General features: G+C 41.7%; 14 protein-coding genes. 12 read left to right on the top strand and 2 right to left on the bottom strand.

Features of this window, described 5'->3' with window-relative positions:
• Positions 1 to 16: 16 nt before the first annotated feature.
• The 12 genes from HLI_RS07865 to HLI_RS07810 all read left to right on the top strand — a co-directional run bounded on the left by HLI_RS07865 (position 17) and on the right by HLI_RS07810 (position 17455).
• A complete protein-coding gene (locus HLI_RS07865; RefSeq protein ID WP_128524475.1) occupies positions 17 to 877 on the top strand; it encodes a sugar phosphate isomerase/epimerase family protein in 861 nt (286 codons plus the stop codon).
• Positions 878 to 908: 31 nt separating this feature from the next.
• Positions 909 to 5036 (top strand): right-handed parallel beta-helix repeat-containing protein, encoded by a 4128-nt coding sequence (locus HLI_RS07860; protein WP_128524474.1) that lies wholly within the window; start codon positions 909 to 911, stop codon positions 5034 to 5036.
• 61 nt (positions 5037 to 5097) lie between these two features.
• A complete protein-coding gene (locus HLI_RS07855; RefSeq protein WP_128524473.1) occupies positions 5098 to 6411 on the top strand; it encodes a multi antimicrobial extrusion protein MatE in 1314 nt (437 codons plus the stop codon).
• A 71-nt stretch (positions 6412 to 6482) separates the two neighbouring features.
• Positions 6483 to 8201 carry a cache domain-containing sensor histidine kinase gene (locus tag HLI_RS07850; protein ID WP_164908514.1) on the top strand — a complete coding sequence of 573 codons (1719 nt, stop codon included), beginning with the start codon at positions 6483 to 6485 and terminating at the stop codon, positions 8199 to 8201.
• 6 nt (positions 8202 to 8207) lie between these two features.
• Positions 8208 to 9770, top strand: a complete 1563-nt coding sequence (locus HLI_RS07845) for a response regulator transcription factor (protein WP_128524471.1) — start codon at positions 8208 to 8210, stop codon at positions 9768 to 9770.
• 262 nt (positions 9771 to 10032) lie between these two features.
• Positions 10033 to 11325, top strand: coding sequence for an ABC transporter substrate-binding protein (locus HLI_RS07840; RefSeq protein WP_128524470.1), 1293 nt, complete (start codon positions 10033 to 10035; stop codon positions 11323 to 11325).
• A gap of 169 nt (positions 11326 to 11494) precedes the next feature.
• A complete protein-coding gene (locus HLI_RS07835; RefSeq protein ID WP_128526841.1) occupies positions 11495 to 12406 on the top strand; it encodes a carbohydrate ABC transporter permease in 912 nt (303 codons plus the stop codon).
• Between the two features lie 17 nt (positions 12407 to 12423).
• Entirely contained in the window at positions 12424 to 13266 is an 843-nt protein-coding gene (locus HLI_RS07830) for a carbohydrate ABC transporter permease (RefSeq protein WP_128524469.1), read from the top strand.
• 26 nt (positions 13267 to 13292) lie between these two features.
• Positions 13293 to 14414, top strand: coding sequence for a glycoside hydrolase family 88/105 protein (locus HLI_RS07825; RefSeq protein WP_128524468.1), 1122 nt, complete (start codon positions 13293 to 13295; stop codon positions 14412 to 14414).
• 30 nt (positions 14415 to 14444) lie between these two features.
• Positions 14445 to 15737, top strand: coding sequence for a Gfo/Idh/MocA family protein (locus tag HLI_RS07820; protein WP_128524467.1), 1293 nt, complete (start codon positions 14445 to 14447; stop codon positions 15735 to 15737).
• 57 nt (positions 15738 to 15794) lie between these two features.
• Entirely contained in the window at positions 15795 to 16430 is a 636-nt protein-coding gene (locus HLI_RS07815; RefSeq protein WP_128524466.1) for a YesL family protein, read from the top strand.
• Positions 16431 to 16534: 104 nt separating this feature from the next.
• The gene (locus HLI_RS07810) at positions 16535 to 17455 is read left to right on the top strand and encodes an AEC family transporter (RefSeq protein WP_128524465.1); all 921 of its coding nucleotides are present in this window, start codon (positions 16535 to 16537) and stop codon (positions 17453 to 17455) included.
• Here HLI_RS07810 and HLI_RS07805 read toward each other — a convergent pair.
• Both HLI_RS07805 and HLI_RS07800 read right to left on the bottom strand, forming a co-directional pair.
• On the bottom strand, positions 17440 to 18138 hold the full coding sequence (locus tag HLI_RS07805; protein WP_128524464.1) for a rhamnogalacturonan acetylesterase: 699 nt from the start codon (positions 18136 to 18138) through the stop codon (positions 17440 to 17442). The two genes, HLI_RS07810 and HLI_RS07805, sit on opposite strands and share 16 nt — an antisense overlap.
• Entirely contained in the window at positions 18139 to 19128 is a 990-nt protein-coding gene (locus tag HLI_RS07800) for a LacI family DNA-binding transcriptional regulator (protein ID WP_128524463.1), read from the bottom strand. It abuts the gene before it with no gap.
• Positions 19129 to 19162 lie beyond the last annotated feature (34 nt).

The raw sequence follows: 19162 nt of genomic DNA, 5'->3' as shown, positions 1-19162 counted from the left end.
CGAAGGAGGTTTTCATATGAGTGTAGGGGTATTGGCTCACTTATTTGGAAAAATGTCTTATAAAGAGCTTGCATATAAAGTGGGAGAAAAAGGTTTTCCGCACGTACAACTGGCATTATGGAAAGCCTTCAATGATTATGACTTCAGTAAACCAGGACGTTTGAGTCCAAGATTGGCAGAGGATATTTCGGAAGAATTCGATAAACATGACGTCTCCATTTCCGTTTTGGCTTGCTATTTGCACTTTTTCCATGAAAACGTAGATCTCCGCCGGGAAAATATCGATCGCTTCAAAGAATTGATCCGCTACGCAAGGTTCTTCGGTGCTCCGATGGTCACTGCAGAGGTCGGCAAGGTACAGTCAGATGAACTGACTGGGGACGAGTGGCTTATTATGAAAACGTCATTAGAAGAATTGGTAGAGGAAGCGGAGAAATGGGGAGTCTATATTGGCATTGAACCTGCCAATGATCATTTGATCGGTACCGCTCAATCATTGAAATGGATGTTGGAAGAAGTGCCTTCCTCCCACATTGGTGTCGTATTGGATCCAGGTAATCTCCTACATGAAAATAACATTTCACATCAGGACAACGTGATTAAAGAAGCTTTTGATTTGCTGGGCTCTCGTATTATCGCAGCTCATGCAAAAGATCGTGTAATCGGGCCAGACGGGAAAATCGAGACGGTTGTTCCGGGGAAAGGGGATTTGAATTACGAGTTATATATGTCATTACTAGAGCAGTATAAGCCACAAGTTAGCATCATCATGGAAGCTGCAAGAGAACATCAAATGCTTGAAGCGAAAAGCTTTATTGAGCAGACTCGCGAACAGGCGCGGATGAAAGCTTCTGTAACTCAAGTTTTGCCGAACTGAACGTAGGGTTGAATAAATAAGGAGGAATGAAATGGATCGCCTGTTATTAAAAAGTTGGGTTGTCCTTACGATACTAATCTTATTGTTTTCTAATATTCCGCTGACCTCATTTGCCGCAATTGGTCCTGGTGGAGAATCTGAGGATTGGAGTTTCGGTGCTTTCGGTTCGAACACAGGAGAAGATAAGAATCCGCCTCCCACATTTAATGAGGATGGTTCCATTACGCTTGAAGCTTCCGGAGGGAAGATCGCAAGTAGTGAAGAGGGTCTGTCTTTTTACTATAAGAAACTGACGGCAGAATCTAATTTTGAAATTTCGACAACTGTCCATGCAGATGCATACAGCCCTGATAGTCAGCGAGCTTTTGGACTGATGTTGAGAGATGAAGTCGGTGAAAATGGAGATAGTGGGAAGCAGGCCTCCAACTACATTGCAGTCGGTGGGCTTGATGATAAGTTGAGGGGTTTCTACAGTCAAGGAGGACTGAGTAAACTTGATGCGTTTGCCGGAAATGTCGCACCAGTCTCTGGAGAAACATATGAACTCTCAATCAAGAAGTCAGGAGATACTTTCAGGGTTACGTCGAATGGTCATAGTGAAACCTTGTCCCTAGAAGGAGCCTTTAATGAAGATCTCTATGTAGGCTTGTTTGTCGCAAGGGATGGAATAATCACCTTTAGCGACACCCATATTGAACAGACAGAAAATGTAGATGGTCTAAAAATCGATACTTCAAATATCGATGATGAATACTTAATTGATGAACCTTTGGACCTGGAAAGGCTTGAAGTCACAGCTGTTCTGGAAGATGGAACTGAACTCAACCTTGCGAAAGAAGACTATATCGTAACAGGTTTTGATAGCAGTGAAGCAGGAACCAATACCATAACGATCAGTTATGGAGGAGTTGAAGAAACAATTTCTCTGAAGATAAAGGAAATCCAGCTCACTGATTTATATATCAAGTACTACCCAGCTAAAACTGACTACTATGTTCAAGATAGTTTTGAAACGAAAGGGTTAGAAGTAGTCGGGGTGTATGAGTCTGGGTACACAGAAGAAACGTTGTCAAGCGAGCAGTATTCTTGTATGTTAGGCGGCGAGCTAATCCAATCTGGTGCCGCTTTGATGGAAGCGGGCACGAAAGAAATAACCATTCAATCCACACAATCTCCTGAAATCACTACCGAATTTGAAGTGGAAGTGAAAGATGAGCAAGTGACAGAATTAGAAGTCACTCAATTGCCGTCTAAAACTCAGTATTTTTCAGGAGAGGAATTGGACCTTGATGGACTGTCTGTTGAAGCTCTCTATACAGATGGTGAGAAGGTAAGGGTGATGAAAGATCAATTAGAGGTTTCCGGTCTTGATACTAGTATGACAGGGGATCAACAAATAGAGCTCTCCTACAAGGGAGTAGAGGTTTCCTTTCTTGTCAATGTAAAGGAGAAAGAACGGCAGGGTGTGAAAGTGACGACCTATCCGAAAACGACTTATCAAGTAGGAGAAGAATTTGACTCATCTGAATTAAAGGTTTCTGAGGTTTTTGATAACGGAGATGAAACTGTCCTGGATGAGACAGAATATGAACTTGATAAGACAGCGTTTGATGCTTCTCAAACGGGTGTCTATCCGATTGTTATTCGACCAACTGATGACACGATTGAACCGCTTGAGTTTGAAGTGACTGTTCGTGATCAAACTGATCCGGAATGGAAGACGATTCAATTTGGTCAATCTACTGGGAGTGATACCAACTATGTAGTGGAGGAAGAAGATCATGTCCAGGTTGTAGCAGAACCGGGCGCAGGGAAAATTACCGGTGACCATGACGGTATCACTTTTTATTACACAGAAATTGAGGCGGGAGAAGATAATTTTGAACTTTCCGCTGATATCAAGGTGAATGAATATGCAAAAAGCCCAAATCATGATGGCCAGGAATCCTTCGGTCTCATGGCGAGGGATGTTATCGGTGAAAATGATAGCTCCAGTGTGTTCGCTTCGAACATTGCAGCGGTAGGCGGTTTCAGTGGTGGAACACAAGAAGAAAATGGCACGCAGCTTTTCATCCGGACAGGGGTCGAATCATCGGATGGAGCAGGCAGCCAGGGAATACAGAAGATCATGTTGAATGACGAGAAACCTGACAAAAGTAATACACATCCTGAGCAGGAGTATCGTTTGACTCTCTCAAAAACGAATAGGGGGTATAGAGGTCAATGGAATGACGGTGAGGAAGAAATTTTCTTCAATCCTGAGATTTTGAATGTCCAGGATTCAAAAGTGTATGTCGGGTTTTATGCGGCCCGCCTTGCAGACATTGAAGTAAGCAACATTGATTACTCTGTGACAGCCTCAGCGACCGATCCTCCGAAAGTAGAGGCGCCGGAGCACCCCGTGAATCCTGAATTTCATGTGGAATCCCGGGCTCGAACATCTGAAACTGGTTATGAGCTCCTGTTAGAGTCTAACGTGGATGGAGTGGCAACGATCAAACAAGGACTTGAAACCATTGAACAGGGAAAGCGTATCAACAAGGGAGAAGTTGCAGCAATTTCTGCGGAGCTGTCCGTGAAGGATCGTACTGATTTCAGTATCACTTTCCTTCCGGACGATACGCAGTTTTTAACCTCGTACGAGAAGCAAGTCCAAAACTTCACAGTGACTCATCAAACGTTTAGAAGTGGCGAACCGATTCATGTGACGCCTTCAGGAACAAGTGATGGTACAGGAACGGAAAATGAACCGCTTGATTTGGATACAGCTGTGGAATATGTCCTTCCTGGACAGAAGATCATACTTGCCGGCGGAGAATATGTGCGTGATTCGAAGTTGGAAATTTCGAAGTATAACGATGGAACAGAAGAAGCACGGAAATATCTCGTAGCAGCGGATGGGGAAAGTCCTGTCATCAATTTTGATAAAAAGTCGGAAGGAGTCGTACTGAGCGGGAACTACTGGCACGTCAAAGGTATCGATTTTAAACGCTCAGCTGGGAATACGAAGGGCTTTACGATTGGTGGAAACCATAACATTGTGGAAGAAAGCCGTTTTTATGAAAATGGCGACACGGGAGTGCAGATCAGCCGCACGAACAGTGATACACCAAAAGAAGAATGGCCATCGCATAATCTGATCTTGAATAGTGAATCGTTTGATAACCGTGATCCATCGGATAACAATGCGGATGGGTTCGCTGCTAAACTTACATCAGGTGATGGTAATATTTTCCGTGGTTGTGTTGCTCACCATAATATCGATGATGGCTGGGATTTATATACAAAAGCGGGAACAGGTGCTATCGGATCGGTATTGATTGAGGATAGTATCGCATACGAGAATGGGACACTAACAGATGGAACTGTCGGTGATGGTGATAAGAATGGCTTTAAGCTTGGGGGAGAAGGTATTCATGTGCCTCATATTATCCGCAACAGTCTGGCATTCCATAACGGTGCGGACGGATTTACGAGTAACAGTAACCCAGGGGTCATAGCTGATGATAATCTTTCATTTAACAATGCAGGAAGAAATCTATCCTTCACTACTTACCCGAACATCGAAGAAGATTTTACAGTAGATGGATTCATTTCCTACCAAACAGGAGATGGTGGAGAGGATCAATATCCAGAAGAAGTGGAAGCGGACGATAACTTCTTCTTTGACGGAGAAGTAAGTATCAATAAATCTGGAGTTACTTTAACGGATGAAAACTTCGGCAGTTTAGCACCGGATCTTCCTTTTGATCGAAAGGAAGATGGTGAATTGATAAGAGGAGAATTTATGAAATTCCACGTCTTCGCCACCGTGGACTGGAAACCACCCGTAATTAAACAGTTTAAAGGCAAAGGTCATAAGAAACATGATCAAAAAGGGCCTAAAGCAACGGCCTACCTGAGTATTCAAGAAGGGGTCGATTTGGAAAATATCCGTTTAGATACACTATTAGTCAACGGTGAGGTTAAGCCGTTGGATAAGCAGAAAAAGAAGCAAATAGCTGATTTTGACAAAGACGGGATAGACGAATACCGTGTAGATTTTTCGCGAAATCAATTGGCTTCCATCCTTGAAAAAGGTGCACAGGAAATTACATTGAGTGGAGAACTGGAGTCTGGACTGCCAATCGAGGCGGCGAGTACAATTTATGTGAAATAAAGGGAAGAAGAGGGGGACTCCCTCTTCTTTTTCACGATTGAAGAAGAAAGAAGGAATGAGATTGAATGCCAGAAAAGGTCAATTAACCTACAAGAAACTTAGTGGTTTTTTCATCCCTTTAGGGTTTTCGGCAAGTTTGACCTCTATTACTCATGTCATCATAAATGGAACGCTCAGCCGCGGTGAAAATGCAGCTTTCATCATTGCTTGTTATGCGGTGGCTTTTGCTTTATTCGGTATCATTGAAAGGCCGATTATCGTCTTCAGACAGACCTGCTCGGCACTCGTGAAAGATGTCCGATCGTTCAAAGTTCTTTCCCTGTTTATGGTCGTGCCAATGGTGATTATCATTGTTTTCAGTTTGATCATGGCCTTCAGTTCACTCGGGGATTGGGTTTATATGAACTTATTCAACGCAGATGCGAACATGGTTGATACGATCTCAGATACTTTTGCGATTATATTGTTTGTCATTATTTTTTCTGGAATTCGCGGGCTTTATCAAGGTGTGATCATCAACAATTTGGAAACGAAGTGGTTGACTATCATGGTGGTGATCCGCCTTATCATCATGTTCCTCGTGGCGTATTTGTTTGTCTATTTTGACTATATTACTAGTTTAAGCGGCGCCATCTTGTTTTTGGTAGGGATGTTTATAGAGTGTGCCATCAGTGTCTGGAAAGGGCATGGCATTTTAAAGTTTTCATTTCCTGAAAAAGAAACGAATTTAAAAAAGGGGGAAATTGCAAAATTTTATTTGCCTCTCGTTTTCTATTTTGTCATTCAAACAATTCTGGTGCCGATCATTTATGTGTTTCTGGCTAAAACCCATAACATTGAGATGGGTATCGCTTCGTTCGCTCTTGCTTTCAGTATCACCCAAATGTTGTTGAGTTTTTTCATGTACACCCACCAGCTTGTCCTGCAGATGTATGAAGTGAATAAACAGAAAGTCATCCGATTCATCATTTTTCTCAGTCTGTTGCCAACGTTAGCTTTAGTCATATTGTGTTATACACCTGTCGGAATGTGGTTCATGGGAGAAGTGATGGGGGCTGATGAGGAACTAGCCATGACGACGATCGTTGTCATGAAGTTTTTCATTATCAAAACATTGGTCTTCCCCTGGGTGGATTTCTTGAATGGGTATTTGATGTTGCACCGGAAGACGAAACGGATGGCTGTGGCGCAAATCGTGAACTTGGTTACAGTGATTGTTACTGTATCGATGCTTGTTACTTTTTTCCCTTCCTGGAATGGGGTGAACGGTTCCATCGCAGCTTCCCTGGGTGAATTGGTCGCTTTAGTCATCGTGCTCAGCATTGTTATGAGAATGAGCGCCCGGAATAAATCCCCCTTACGTGAAACGAGCTAATAGTATTTGTCTCCATTTATATTTTTCTGAATTGTGATATAATTCGATTAAAAATGAGGAGGGAGACGTTTATGAAACCTTTTAATAGCAATTTCAGAATAAAAAATAAGATTTTCTCCGTCTCTCTTTTATTATTGATGATTTTCGGACTTTTAGGGCTGGTTACCTTTCAATATTTTACCTCTTCCTATGAAAAAAGAATATATGAGGAATCGGCTGACATGTTGCAATTATCGTCTTCAATCGTGGATAAGGAATTAAATATGATTGAAGATTTATCTTTTCAGGTAAGCACCGATTCAATCATTCAAAACTATTTGAAAACAATCAATGAAAATCGTTACAGTTTTGAATCCTATGATACCAAGATGAAATTGTTAGAACGTATGCTTTCCTACGCATCTACCAGAAAATATATCGCTTCCATGCAGATTATTGATTTACATGGTCAAAAACATACGACGGGATTTGACACTTCGTTAGAAAATGATAGAGGGAAAATCGGAAGAGTTCTTTCCGGCAGTAAAGGATCGAATGTTTGGACAAAAATAGAAGGGGAGAATGGAATTTCTTCTGCCCGCCAAATCCGAAAGAAAGCGAATCTAAGTTTGCAAAACATTGGTACATTGATCATTTCAATCGATATGGATACCTTTGTCGATGAGACACTCAACTTTTCTCCGGAAAATAAAGATATGGTCATTACGAGTATGCATGAGATTTTCTATCAAAGTAACGATAGTGAATGGGAAATGAGTGATTTTTCCAACGAGAATAATGGCAGCGGTTACATGGTGGAATCCATTGATGGAAAAGAATATCTTCTTACTTATTCTCATTCTAATTTTTCGCAGCTGACTTATCACCATTTACTTCCATATGGAGATATCAAAAAGCAGACGAATGCAATCAAAATAATCATGATCGTCTGTTTCTTACTTATGTTGACCTTGACGATCCTCCTAAGCAGAAGAGCAGCTAACAATATATCGAAACCGTTGGAGGCGCTTTCATCCCAGATGGAAAAAGTCCAGAAAGGAGATTTCAGCGAATCTGCACTGCCTAAAGAATACTATAATGATGAAATTGGAGAGTTACACGATAATTTCAGGTTGATGCTGAATAGAATCAATGAACTGATTAAAGAGAATTATACAAAGCAATTAATGATTCAAGAAACAGAATATAAAGCATTGCAAGCACAAATTAATCCTCATTTCTTATACAACACACTGGATTCTATCAATTGGATGGCAAAAATCAACAAGCAAGAAAAAATATCAGTGATGGCTGATGCTCTTGGAAATATGATGAGAAATATCATTAGTAAAAAAGCACCGATGATCACAATTAAAGAAGAGCTGGAAATCGTTCGGAATTATATCACCATTCAAAAATACAGGTATGAACACCGACTGAATTTCTCACTCGATATTTCAGAAGTCTACGAAGACAGCCTGATACCAAAACTATCTATCCAACCAATCGTAGAGAATGCAATCCAACACGGTTTGGAAGAAATGATTGATGAATGCCGCATCCATTTGAAAATTTCAGAAGTCAACGATGGTCTGGAAATTGTTGTGAGCGATAATGGACCTGGAATCGAAGAGGATCAATTAGGGGGCATCTATCGAGGAGAAATCCGTTCAAAAAGCTCAGGAATCGGACTGAATAATATCAATGAACGTATCAAAATGATGTTTGGAGATGAATATGGGTTAACGATTGACAGTGAAGTAGGGGTGGGAACGAGAGTCAGCATACAATTACCTTTGAAGGCGGAGTGAGGCATTGTGTATAAAATTTTGTTAGTCGATGATGAGGTGAATATTTTAGAAGGAATTGCAGCAATAGTAGATTGGGAATCCTGTGGGACAGAGTTGTCCGCTAAGGCTCAACATGGGCAGATGGCTTTTGAAATCATTATGGATCAACAACCGGATATTGTTGTGACAGATATTAAAATGCCAGGATTGAATGGGGTTCAACTAATTCGGAAAGTCCACGAGATCTATCCTGAAATAAGGTTCATCGTTCTCTCCGGTCATGACGAATTCGAATTCGCGAAGACAGCGATGGAGTGCAATGTTAAACATTACTTGCTGAAGCCTAGTAATGAACAGAAAATAGAGAAAGCTGTAAAGGAAGTCGTGGATGATCTAGACGAAGAGCAAGCCAGACAGGCGTTTCTGGAAAATATGAGTGAGCATTTAAAGAAAGTCATGCCTAAGGCGAAGGAACAATTTTTGAAAGATTACATTACAAATAAGAAATATGGTGTGAAAGATTGGGAGTATTACAGTCAACTGTTTGAGATAGATACAGATACTAAGGAATTTTATTTATTAGTCATAGAGATGGAAGATTCCTATGAATATGAACACTTGTTAGCTTTGAAAAAAATCATGGTGGAAGAAGTCGGTGAGACCTATATTCCCTTAGAAACGACTATCGGCGATAAGATTGTCATCCTTGTTGAATTGCCTTCACGGGAGGTCATTATCGATAAAGTGAAAGGTGCTAAACAATCGTTCCACAGCTTTTATCCGATGGACTATACGGTGGCCATCAGTGATTTAGGAAGTATAAGTCAGCTGAGACATTTATATAACGAGACGCTCCATTGCCTCACCCAGCGCTTTTACGTATCGGGTGGAAGTATCATTACTCCACAGGACATAAAAAAAGATCGATCAAGCATGGAGGAACTTCAATACGACCATGAAGATTTGATTTTTGCTATTCGAAGTGGAAACCAAGAGGTGGTGCAACAATACTTAGATGATTTTTTCAGCGAAGTCTGGAAAGAAAAATATGCTGTCAGCCTCTTCAGATCACACTGTTTAGAATTGTTCATGTCGATGATTCGTCAAGCGGATCGTAAACAGATGGACGATTACTTCAGACAAGTCATCCTGTTTCAGGAATATGAGAAGTTCCATGAGATGAGGAGTTTCATCGAAAAAACTGCGAACGAAATTTCTCAGTACCATTATGAACGGACAAAACAAACGCAAAGTACGATAATCAATCGAGTGGTCGAATTTGTTGAAAGAAACCTTGCGGATGAAGACTTGTCATTATCTCATATTGCAACGGAAGTACTTTATATGAATTCCGACTACTTAGGGAAACTCTTTAAAAAAGAAAAAGGAGAGAGGTTCTCCAGCTTCTTGATCAACCGCCGAATTGAAAAAGCGATTGAACTATTTGAACTTTCAAATCAAGTGAAAATATTTGAAGTAGCTGAAGCGGTAGGTTTCGGTAATAATCCAAGGTATTTCGGGCAAGTTTTCAAAAAACATACAGGATCGACTCCTTCAAACTATATGAAGAAAGAGTATAAAAACTTATAGGGTTGCTCTATAAGTTTTTTCGTTTCTGAAATTGTATTTTCCACTCCGCCTAATTCAGGTTTTGTGAAAAAGGATACAAAATAAAGTGAACCACGGCAGCATCTTTTACAAAATTTGACTGCCGATTTTTTGTGTGATTTGTACAAGTCTGTTTTTTTGACATGAATATCTGAAAATTTTATTTATTAAGAAAACGATCCGTCTTATGATGGATTCATGAAACAGAAAGCGCTTTCAAAAATTATGGGGGAGGCATTATCAATTGATTAAAAAATTCCTGATTTTCAGTTTGATGGCAGTGATGTTAGCAAGTGTTCTGGCCGCTTGTTCAGGGTCCGAAGAAGCTTCTGGCGAAGATGAAGAAGGGGTGACGACCCTGAGGATGACTTGGTGGGGCTCTCAAAGCCGACATGACCAAACGCAAGAGATCATCAAGGCTTTTGAAGAAGAAAACCCTGATATTAAAATCGAGTCCGAATTTACCGGGTTCGATGGTTATTTCGAAAAAATGGCTGCTCAAGCATCAGGGAATAATCTTCCTGATATCATGCAGCAGAACTTTGGAGAATACTTGAACCAATACGCAGACAAAGAGTTGCTGGCTGATCTCACTCCATTAGTAGAAGATGGCACGATCGATGTCGAAGGTGTCAGCGAAACGATCATGGAATCTGGAAAAAAGGATGGGAAGTTGCTGGGTATTCCTACGGGAACAAATGCACTCACAGCATTCTATAACAAGGACATGGTGGAAGCTGCTGGGCTGGACCTATCCGACGGTGAGTGGACATGGGAAGAATACGAAGAGTATGCAACAGCAATCAGTGAAGAAACAGGAGAATATGGTGCACGATTGATGGAACCTAAGAACTTGTTTGAATATTACTTAAGGGAAAAAGGTGAAAAATTATTTAATGAAGATGGAACAGGCTTAGGTTATGAAGACGATCAATTACTTGTCGATTATTTTGAAAGAAACCTCGCTTTGGAAGAAAAAGGTGCAGTCCCGAACTATGACACGATCCAGCAAATCAAGGGTGTAGAGGATGAGTTGATTGTTCGTGGCGAAGCTGCTTTTGACTTCAGGTGGTCCAACCAGGCGACTGCTCTTGATAGCTCAGCTGGTGGAAAGCCGATCGGCATGACATTGCTGCCGGGTGAAAATAACGACCAGGGAATGTACTTAAAGCCTGCAATGCTTTGGTCTGTAAGTGAAAGCTCTGAACATAAAGAAGAAGCGGCTCGTTTTATCGACTTCTTCGTCAACAATGTCAAAGTCTATGAAATTGGCGGTTCTGACCGTGGTGTACCGATTAAAGAAGAAATCCGTGAAGAATTATCAGCTGATCTAAGCGAAACAGACAAGAAGGTGTTCGAGTACATTGAAATGGTGACAGAACATAGCTCTCCAATCGATTCTAACTTCCCGCCTGAGTCCTCTGAGATTCTGGGAGAATTGCAGAAGATTGATGAACTCGTCATGTATGGTGAACTTTCCGCTGAAGAAGGTGCTGAACAATTCAGATCTACTGTTGAGAGGGTTATGGCTAGATAGCATAGTTAGGGAGGGTGGCCCTGATCAGCTTTAATCAGGGCCATTTTCTAATCCGGAGAGTTGAATAAACGCGAAAGAGGTGAGTGCGATGATACCGAAGAAACAAGAAGAGGTCCATGAGAAGATTGAACCGCAGCATCCGGCAAAGAAGCCCAAAGATAAGAAAAAGATGAAAGTGACTCCACCTAACAAAAAACTTAACACGGGGAATAAGAATGTAACGGGTTATGCGTTCATTTCTCCATTTTTAATCGGTTTTTTCTCTCTGACAATATTCCCGATTCTTTACTCTCTTTATTTATCATTCACAGATTTTGACATGATGGGGACACCGAATTGGATCGGTCTTGAAAACTATACGAGAATGTTCACGAGTGATCCGACATTCTGGAAATCGATGAAAGTTACATTTTTCTATGCAGGGGTAGCTGTACCGATCCGTTTAGTATTTGCTTTATTGGTTGCATTAGCACTGAATAAAGTAGTTGAAATGGTGGGGTTATATCGGACTCTGTTATATTTACCTTCCGTAGTTGGTGGAAGTATCGCTGTTTCTATCATGTGGCGTCAATTGTTCGGTAATGATGGAGCTTTCAACTCAATCCTTGCTGCCATCGGATTGCCGACACACTCATGGTTAGGAGATCCTGGTACAGCCATTTGGACATTGATTGTCTTATATGGATGGCAATTCGGCTCCTCTATGTTGATTTTCTTAGCAGGTCTAAGGAATATTCCCAAGACGTTTTATGAAGCGTCCAGTGTGGATGGAGCAGGTCCTATTCGCCAGTTTTTCATTATTACAATTCCATTATTAACACCTGTTATCCTCTTCAACACAATCATGCAGGTTATACAAGGGTTCATGGCTTTTACTCCGAGTTTTGTTGTGACCAATGGTGGGCCGGTGAATAGCACTTTGTTATATGTCCTTTATATGTACCAGCGCGCCTTTGAATATTTCGATATGGGATATGCTTCTGCTATGGCATGGGTGATGTTGGTCATCATCGCTATATTTACGGCATTGATTTTCAAGAGCTCTGAACATTGGGTCCATTATGAATCGGATACGAAATAAAGAAAGGAGAAGAAGCCATGAAAAAGAAAAAAATTACGAAAAAGACCATTCAGCATGTATTGATGGGATCTTTCGCTTTAATTATGATCTATCCACTTATCTGGATGGTCAGTAGTTCTTTGAAAAAGAGTGAAAATGTTTTTGTGAACTCTCATTCTTTGATTCCGAATGAATGGCATTTTGCCAACTATATTGAAGGCTGGAATGGATTTGCAGGAATTACCTTCGGAACGTTCTTTTGGAATTCGACGGTCATTACTGTTATCGCAACCGTCGGTAGTATCGCATCATCGACGTTGATAGCATACGGATTTGCCAGAATCAAATTTGCAGGCAAGAAGATCTGGTTCGTCGCAATGATGTTAACGATGATGCTCCCCTTTGAAATGGTCATGATTCCACAGTACATCATGTTCAATCAATTTGGCTGGATCGATACTTACCTTCCGTTGATTCTGCCGACATTTTTCGGAATACCTTTTTTCATATTTTTGATAATGCAGTTCATCCGAACGATTCCTATGGAGTTGGATGAAGCGGCGAAAATCGATGGGTGTAACACCTTTGATATCTTTTTCCGGATTATCGTACCACTTATTATCCCGGCCATGATGACATCGGCTATCTTCTCATTCTATTGGAGATGGGATGATTTCATGGGACCGCTAATTTATCTATCTACACCGGAAAAGTACCCGGTTTCACTTGCTTTGAAACTTTTCTCTGATCCTAACTCTGTCACGAACTGGGGCGCGATGTTCGCGATGTCCACACTAAGTATTTTACCGATTTTCGTGATTTTCTTCGTCTTCCAGCGATACATTGTTGATGGCATCAGTTCAACTGGTATGAAAGCTTAGACTATTTCTATATGAGGAGAGATAATATGGTTTCAGATCAAAGGACGACTTTAAATAAAAAATTGGATACTCCACTGGATTGGGGGAAAGCGGCATGTGATTCATTGATGGCGACCTTTCAGCCGTCTGAGCTGCCGCCTGATGGGAGATGGCACTACCACCAAGGTGTGTTTTTAGAAAGTATGCGTCAACTGAGAGAAATCACAGGGGGTGAGGGTTACCTTGCATACATCAAAGGTTATGTCGATCACAACATCGATGAAAATGGAAACTTTTTGTGGAATAGAAAAGAATTAGATGCAATTCAGGCCGGACTTTTATTGTTCGAATTAGATGAAAGGTATGAGGATACGAGATATCGGAAAGCTGCGAAGAAACTCCGGAACATGTTTCCGACTTTGAATCGAACCTCTGATGGCGGTTTCTGGCATAAAGACCATTATCCTTATCAAATGTGGCTGGACGGGCTCTATATGGGCGGGGCTTTTTCCATGAATTATGCAGAAGCCTATAATGAACCCGAATTACTGGAAATGGTGCTCCAACAAGAACGTTTAATGCGGAAACATACATTAGATGAGGGGTCGGGTTTATATCATCATGCATGGGATGAGAGCAGAATTCAGCCATGGGCAGATTCAGAAACCGGGAAATCTCCTGAATTCTGGGGCAGGGCAATTGGCTGGTATGGCATCATGTTTAACGAAATCCTTAATTTCTTACCTGAAAACCATCCTTCAGAACAAGAGCTGTCGACAGCTCTTAAGAATCTTGTTGAAAGCTTGATAAACTACCAAGACGCTGACACAGGCTTGTGGTATCAAATTGTAGACAAGCCTGGAAGAAGCGACAACTGGATAGAGACTTCTTGTTCAGCACTTTTCGTTTACACGATTGCCAGAGGGATTCGGTCCGGTTATGTGGATGAAAGCTATAAGCAACAGGCGATCAAGGGATATCGCGGCCTCCTGGACAGGATGGAATTCGATGAAAACGGACACTTTGTAATGCCGGAGATTTGCATCGGTACAGGGGTCGGTGATTATGAACACTATATCAATCGTCCGAAAACAGCGAACGATCTGCATGGTGTTGGATCTTTTGTTCTGGCAAGTATAGAAATGCAGCATCTTCTGCCTGAACTGTGAACACACAATTTAAAAAATGGAGTTGGAATCATGAGGAAATTTGCGGTTTGTGGAGTGAGTAAGCGGGCAAATGATATGTTTATCCGTCCAATGATCAGTACGTTTGCAGCGACTAGTGAACTGGTAGGTTTGTTAGATCATGATCCGAAGCGATTCGCAGTTTGCAAATCTACTTTTCCTAAGATAGCTAATGTTCCTGAATATGATGAAAAAGAATTCAAAAAAATGGTGGCCGAAACGAAACCGGATACAATCATAGTCGCAAGCAGGGATGATACGCATGTGGAGTACATCCTGATGGCGTTGGAACATGACATTGATGTGATTACTGAAAAACCGATGACTACTACAGCCCGTGACAGCCGCCGGGTGATGGAAGCAGAGAAGAAGAGCAAAGGTGAAGTCACGGTCACCTTTAATTATCGTTATAGCCCCTATCATATGAGAATCAAAGAGCTGATTTTATCAGGGAAAGTCGGGCGTGTTACGTCTGTAGATTTGAACTGGTACATTGATACGTACCACGGATCAAGTTATTTTCAACGTTGGAACCGTAAACGAGAGTTCTCGGGCGGGTTATCGATCCACAAATCTTCGCATCACTTTGACTTGATCAACTGGTGGCTGGACCAAAAACCTGTAGAAGTGTTTGCTTTCGGAGCTTTGAATTATTATGGGCCGGAAAGTGAACATAATCCGTTGCAGGAAGATGGGCGTCATTGCAAGACATGTCAGGTTAAACATGAATGCCCTTATTATACAAGGTGGAATTCACGAAGTAATAGCGCGATTGTAAAGGATGACCATATCGATTCAGATGAAGCGAGAAAAGATGGATATACGAATTACCGGCCGGATCAGTGTGTCTTTGATTCTGATATTGAAATTGAAGACACATACACGGCTGCCATCAAGTATGATCAAGGGGCCCTGTTGAGTTATTCTATTAATTTTTCTCTGCCTTATGAAGGGTATCGACTTGCCATTAATGGTACAAAAGGGAGAATTGAAACAACAGAGTTTCATGCTCCGTCACGCGTTCCCTTTCCGGTACCAGAACAAACGATCGAGTACTTTCCTCTCTTCGGCTCCAAAGAAACCATCAATGTTTTGAAACAGGAAGGTGGACATGGGGGCGGCGATCCGATTATTCAAGAGGACATCTTCATGGGGGAAGACCCTTCGCGTCCTTATAAGGTTCTGTCGGGGAGTAAGGATGGTGCATACGCCGTGACGACCGGCGAAGCAGTATGGAAGTCAGTCAAAGAAAAACAGTCGATCAGGATCGAAGAGTTATTACATCAGCCGACCTATAGTGGTTGATGGGAATAGAGAGAACGCGTGGATACTGATTCAGACCATTCCAAGGAGGTTTTTACAATGCAGGGAGGACGTTTGTTAGCGGGAGTCCTGGCGTTATGCAACTGGGTGACCCATTTTGCTTTACTGAATCTGATGTGGATTGGTTGTACGCTATTGGGAGGAATTATTTTCGGAATTGCTCCAAGTACCGTCGCTTTATATACAGTCACCAGGAAAGCGGCAATGGGACAACCAGTACCTCGCCTGGTGAAAACCTTCTTTGCGACGTTCCGGCAAGAATTTTTCAGAGCGAACGGCCTTACTCTAACGATGACTTCCGTTGGTGTCGTATGCTTTTATGACTTGCACTTCTTCCGTCAGTTTGATGGAATATTATTTGATATTCTATCTACCGTTGCGCTCATTTGCTGTTTAACGTTCATCATTGTGCTCATGTACATCTTTCCTGTTTATGTCCACTATGATTTGAAAGTGCTGCAAACCATCAAACAGGCCCTGTTTATCGGGTTTTTAAAGCCGAGCAATCTGGTGCTTATGATCATTACTGGTTTGTCCACCTATTATTTCTTCATATCTTTCCCCGGGTTCATACCGATCTTCGGGTTTACGATTTTTGCTCACTTGAATATGTGGTTGGGCTTGAAATGTTTTGAGAACATCGAAGAAATAAAAGTAGCTGGTGAAGCGGTGTAAAGTGAGTAGAACATGGCCCTCAGGAAGAGGGCCATGTTTGTTTAGATAGGAAATGAATGATACAGGGTGGAGAGATTGTTTTCAAAGAGGAGGTGAGGAATTTTATGGAAATTATTTTTATTTTTCTCAATATCATCGTTCCTGTATTCATCTTAATAGGGGTCGGAGCGGTGATGCATAAAACGTTCAAGCTAGACCTCTTCACTCTAGCAAAGCTCAACATTTATTTTTTGAGCCCGGGCTTCGTGCTGGTTAATCTCTATGAATCTTCCTTTTCGCTTGATTTACTGGTTAAGGTCATTCTGTTTTTTGCTTTATTCATTTGTGCGCTTTATCTTATTGTACAACTTTTCGCACGGTTAGGAAGATATACCAAAGGGGTCAGGGGTGTATTTACGAATAGTGTATTGCTTTATAATTCTGGAAACTATGGGATCCCGGTCAATGACTTGGCATTTAAACAGGACCCCTTTGCTGCCACGATCCAAGTCATCGTAATGACTTTGCAAAATGTATTTTCATATACATATGGTGTTTTTTCTTTACGGGCTGTTGATGAAGGAAAAGGAAGGGCATTGCTTGGTCTATTAAAGATGCCAGCGATCTACGCGATGACCCTTGGCGTGCTTTTGAACATAGGGAATGTGGACGTGCCCGAGTTTATTATGAAACCTGGGGAATATGTGGCAAACGCTATGATCGGTATCGCCTTGATTACTTTAGGGGCACAAGTGGCACAATTGACCTTCAAATTCAAACTTGTGATCGTATATTTCAGTTTATTCATACGATTGCTCCTTGGTCCGCTTCTGGCTTTATTGCTCATTTGGATATTGGGCTATGAAGGAGTGCTTGCTCAAGCATTATTGATTTCCTCAGGGATGCCGAGTTCTGTGAACAGTGCGATCATCGCTCAGGAATACCGCAGTGAACCAGAACTGGCGGCTCAAATTGTATTAGCTTCCACGGTCTTCAGTATGGTGACTGTGACTCTTACTATTTATTTTGCTCAAATGTTGTTCTGATCGGGGAGTTGGACAAACCGGGACAGCATTAAACCTTCAAACTTGATTGATTCAGCAACTATTCTTGCTATGTGATACGCACCTTTTTGATTCAGATGCGTGTCATCTTGCGCGCCTTCCGGAAAGTTGGGACTTGCTTTTTCTTCAAGCCACATGAAAAGTTCTTTAGAGTTTCCCGGACCAAGATCAAGGAGGAGTCTAGATGTTAATGCAGTCATATCGATGAGGGTTACCGAATGGGTTTCGGCGACCTGCCTCATCGCCTCTGGGTAAGAACCATGTGTTTGTTGAAGGGTTCCGTCCTCATTGAACCTTCTCCGTTGGATTGGAGTGAGTAAAAAGGGGATCGCCTCCATCGATCTGGCTGCTTCTATAAAAGTAATCAGATTTTCCTGATAGGAACTAAAAGGGTGCGTTTTTCGTGCTTTGTCAGGCTTGCTGTCATTATGACCAAATTGAATGAACAAATAGTCGCCAGGTTGAAGCATTCCTTTTATTTCATCAAGACGCCCTTCTGCTAAGAAACTTTTGGAACTTCTTCCATTCATAGCTTTGTTTTGAATAATGACATCTTCTGTGAAAAAAGAAGCCAGCTTTTGCCCCCAGCCTGTCTGGGGGAAGTGGGAAGTGGGATAATGAGCCATGGTCGAATCGCCAGTTAGGAAAACTTGCAGTTCATTCATTCATTTTCCTCCATTCAGAGTTGCGCACGATTGGGTAATATTCAATTCAGGCTTCAAGTAAATACTATGATTAACTTCTTCCTCATTAATTAAAGCGATCAGGACCTCCGAAAGCTTCTCGGTAATGATATCCAACGGAACACCTACAGTCGATAATGGAACTTCAAAGGTTTCGGTAGCAGGTATGTTGTCATAACTTATGATTGAGATATCGTCAGGGATGGATAGCCCATTTTCATGAATCGCTCTCAAAATCCCTTTGGATAAATCATGACTCCCACTAATGATAGCGGTAGGATGGTCTGGTTCTTTTAAAAGCTTTTTCATAGCTTCATAGCCATCATAAGACTCTAAATCCGTGACTTCCATGATTGATGTTGAGGAAAGCCCTAACTCAGCTTCTGTGATTGCTTGTCTGAATCCTTCCACTTTTTCCTCTTGAAGGTGATCTTCCTGGACCATATCACCAATATAGCTTATGGATTGATGTCCGATGTTGATCAAGTGTTCTACAGCAGTTCGGATCGCCTGTTTACGGTTGACGTCCACTGTTGGAAACGGGGCATCCTTGTGAGCGATCCCATAAGTCACGATAGGTACTGTAGAATTGGCCGGTTCTCGAGAATTTTTTTCATCAAAAGCGACAATGGCATCGACTTGATAGCGGTTGAATGTATTGATCGCGCATTCCATCTCATTGATAGAGATCAAGGTAGTATAGGATAGTTCTTCTAGTCGCTTATTCAACCCAGTCACTAAAGCTGAATGGGTGACACGTTCAATTGTAGGCCACACAACGCCGATGGTATGAGATTTCTTGGATACTAGACTACGTGCTGCTACGTTCGGCTGGTAGCCGAGCTGGTGAGCGATCTCTATTATCTTCTGTTTCGTTGGTTCTTTAACGAGCGGGCTGTCCCGCAGTGCTTTGGAAACCGTAGAATAACTGACGTCCGCTGCTTTGGCAATATCTTTAATGGTAACTCCCATAGGTGAACCTCCATTTTTTATAATCAGGCAATAA

This window comes from Halobacillus litoralis, from assembly GCF_004101865.1.
In the GTDB taxonomy this organism is placed as follows: domain Bacteria; phylum Bacillota; class Bacilli; order Bacillales; family Halobacillaceae; genus Halobacillus; species Halobacillus litoralis_A.
The sequence above is the reverse complement of the archived record's forward strand: the minus strand, read 5'-3'. Positions and strand labels throughout refer to the sequence as shown.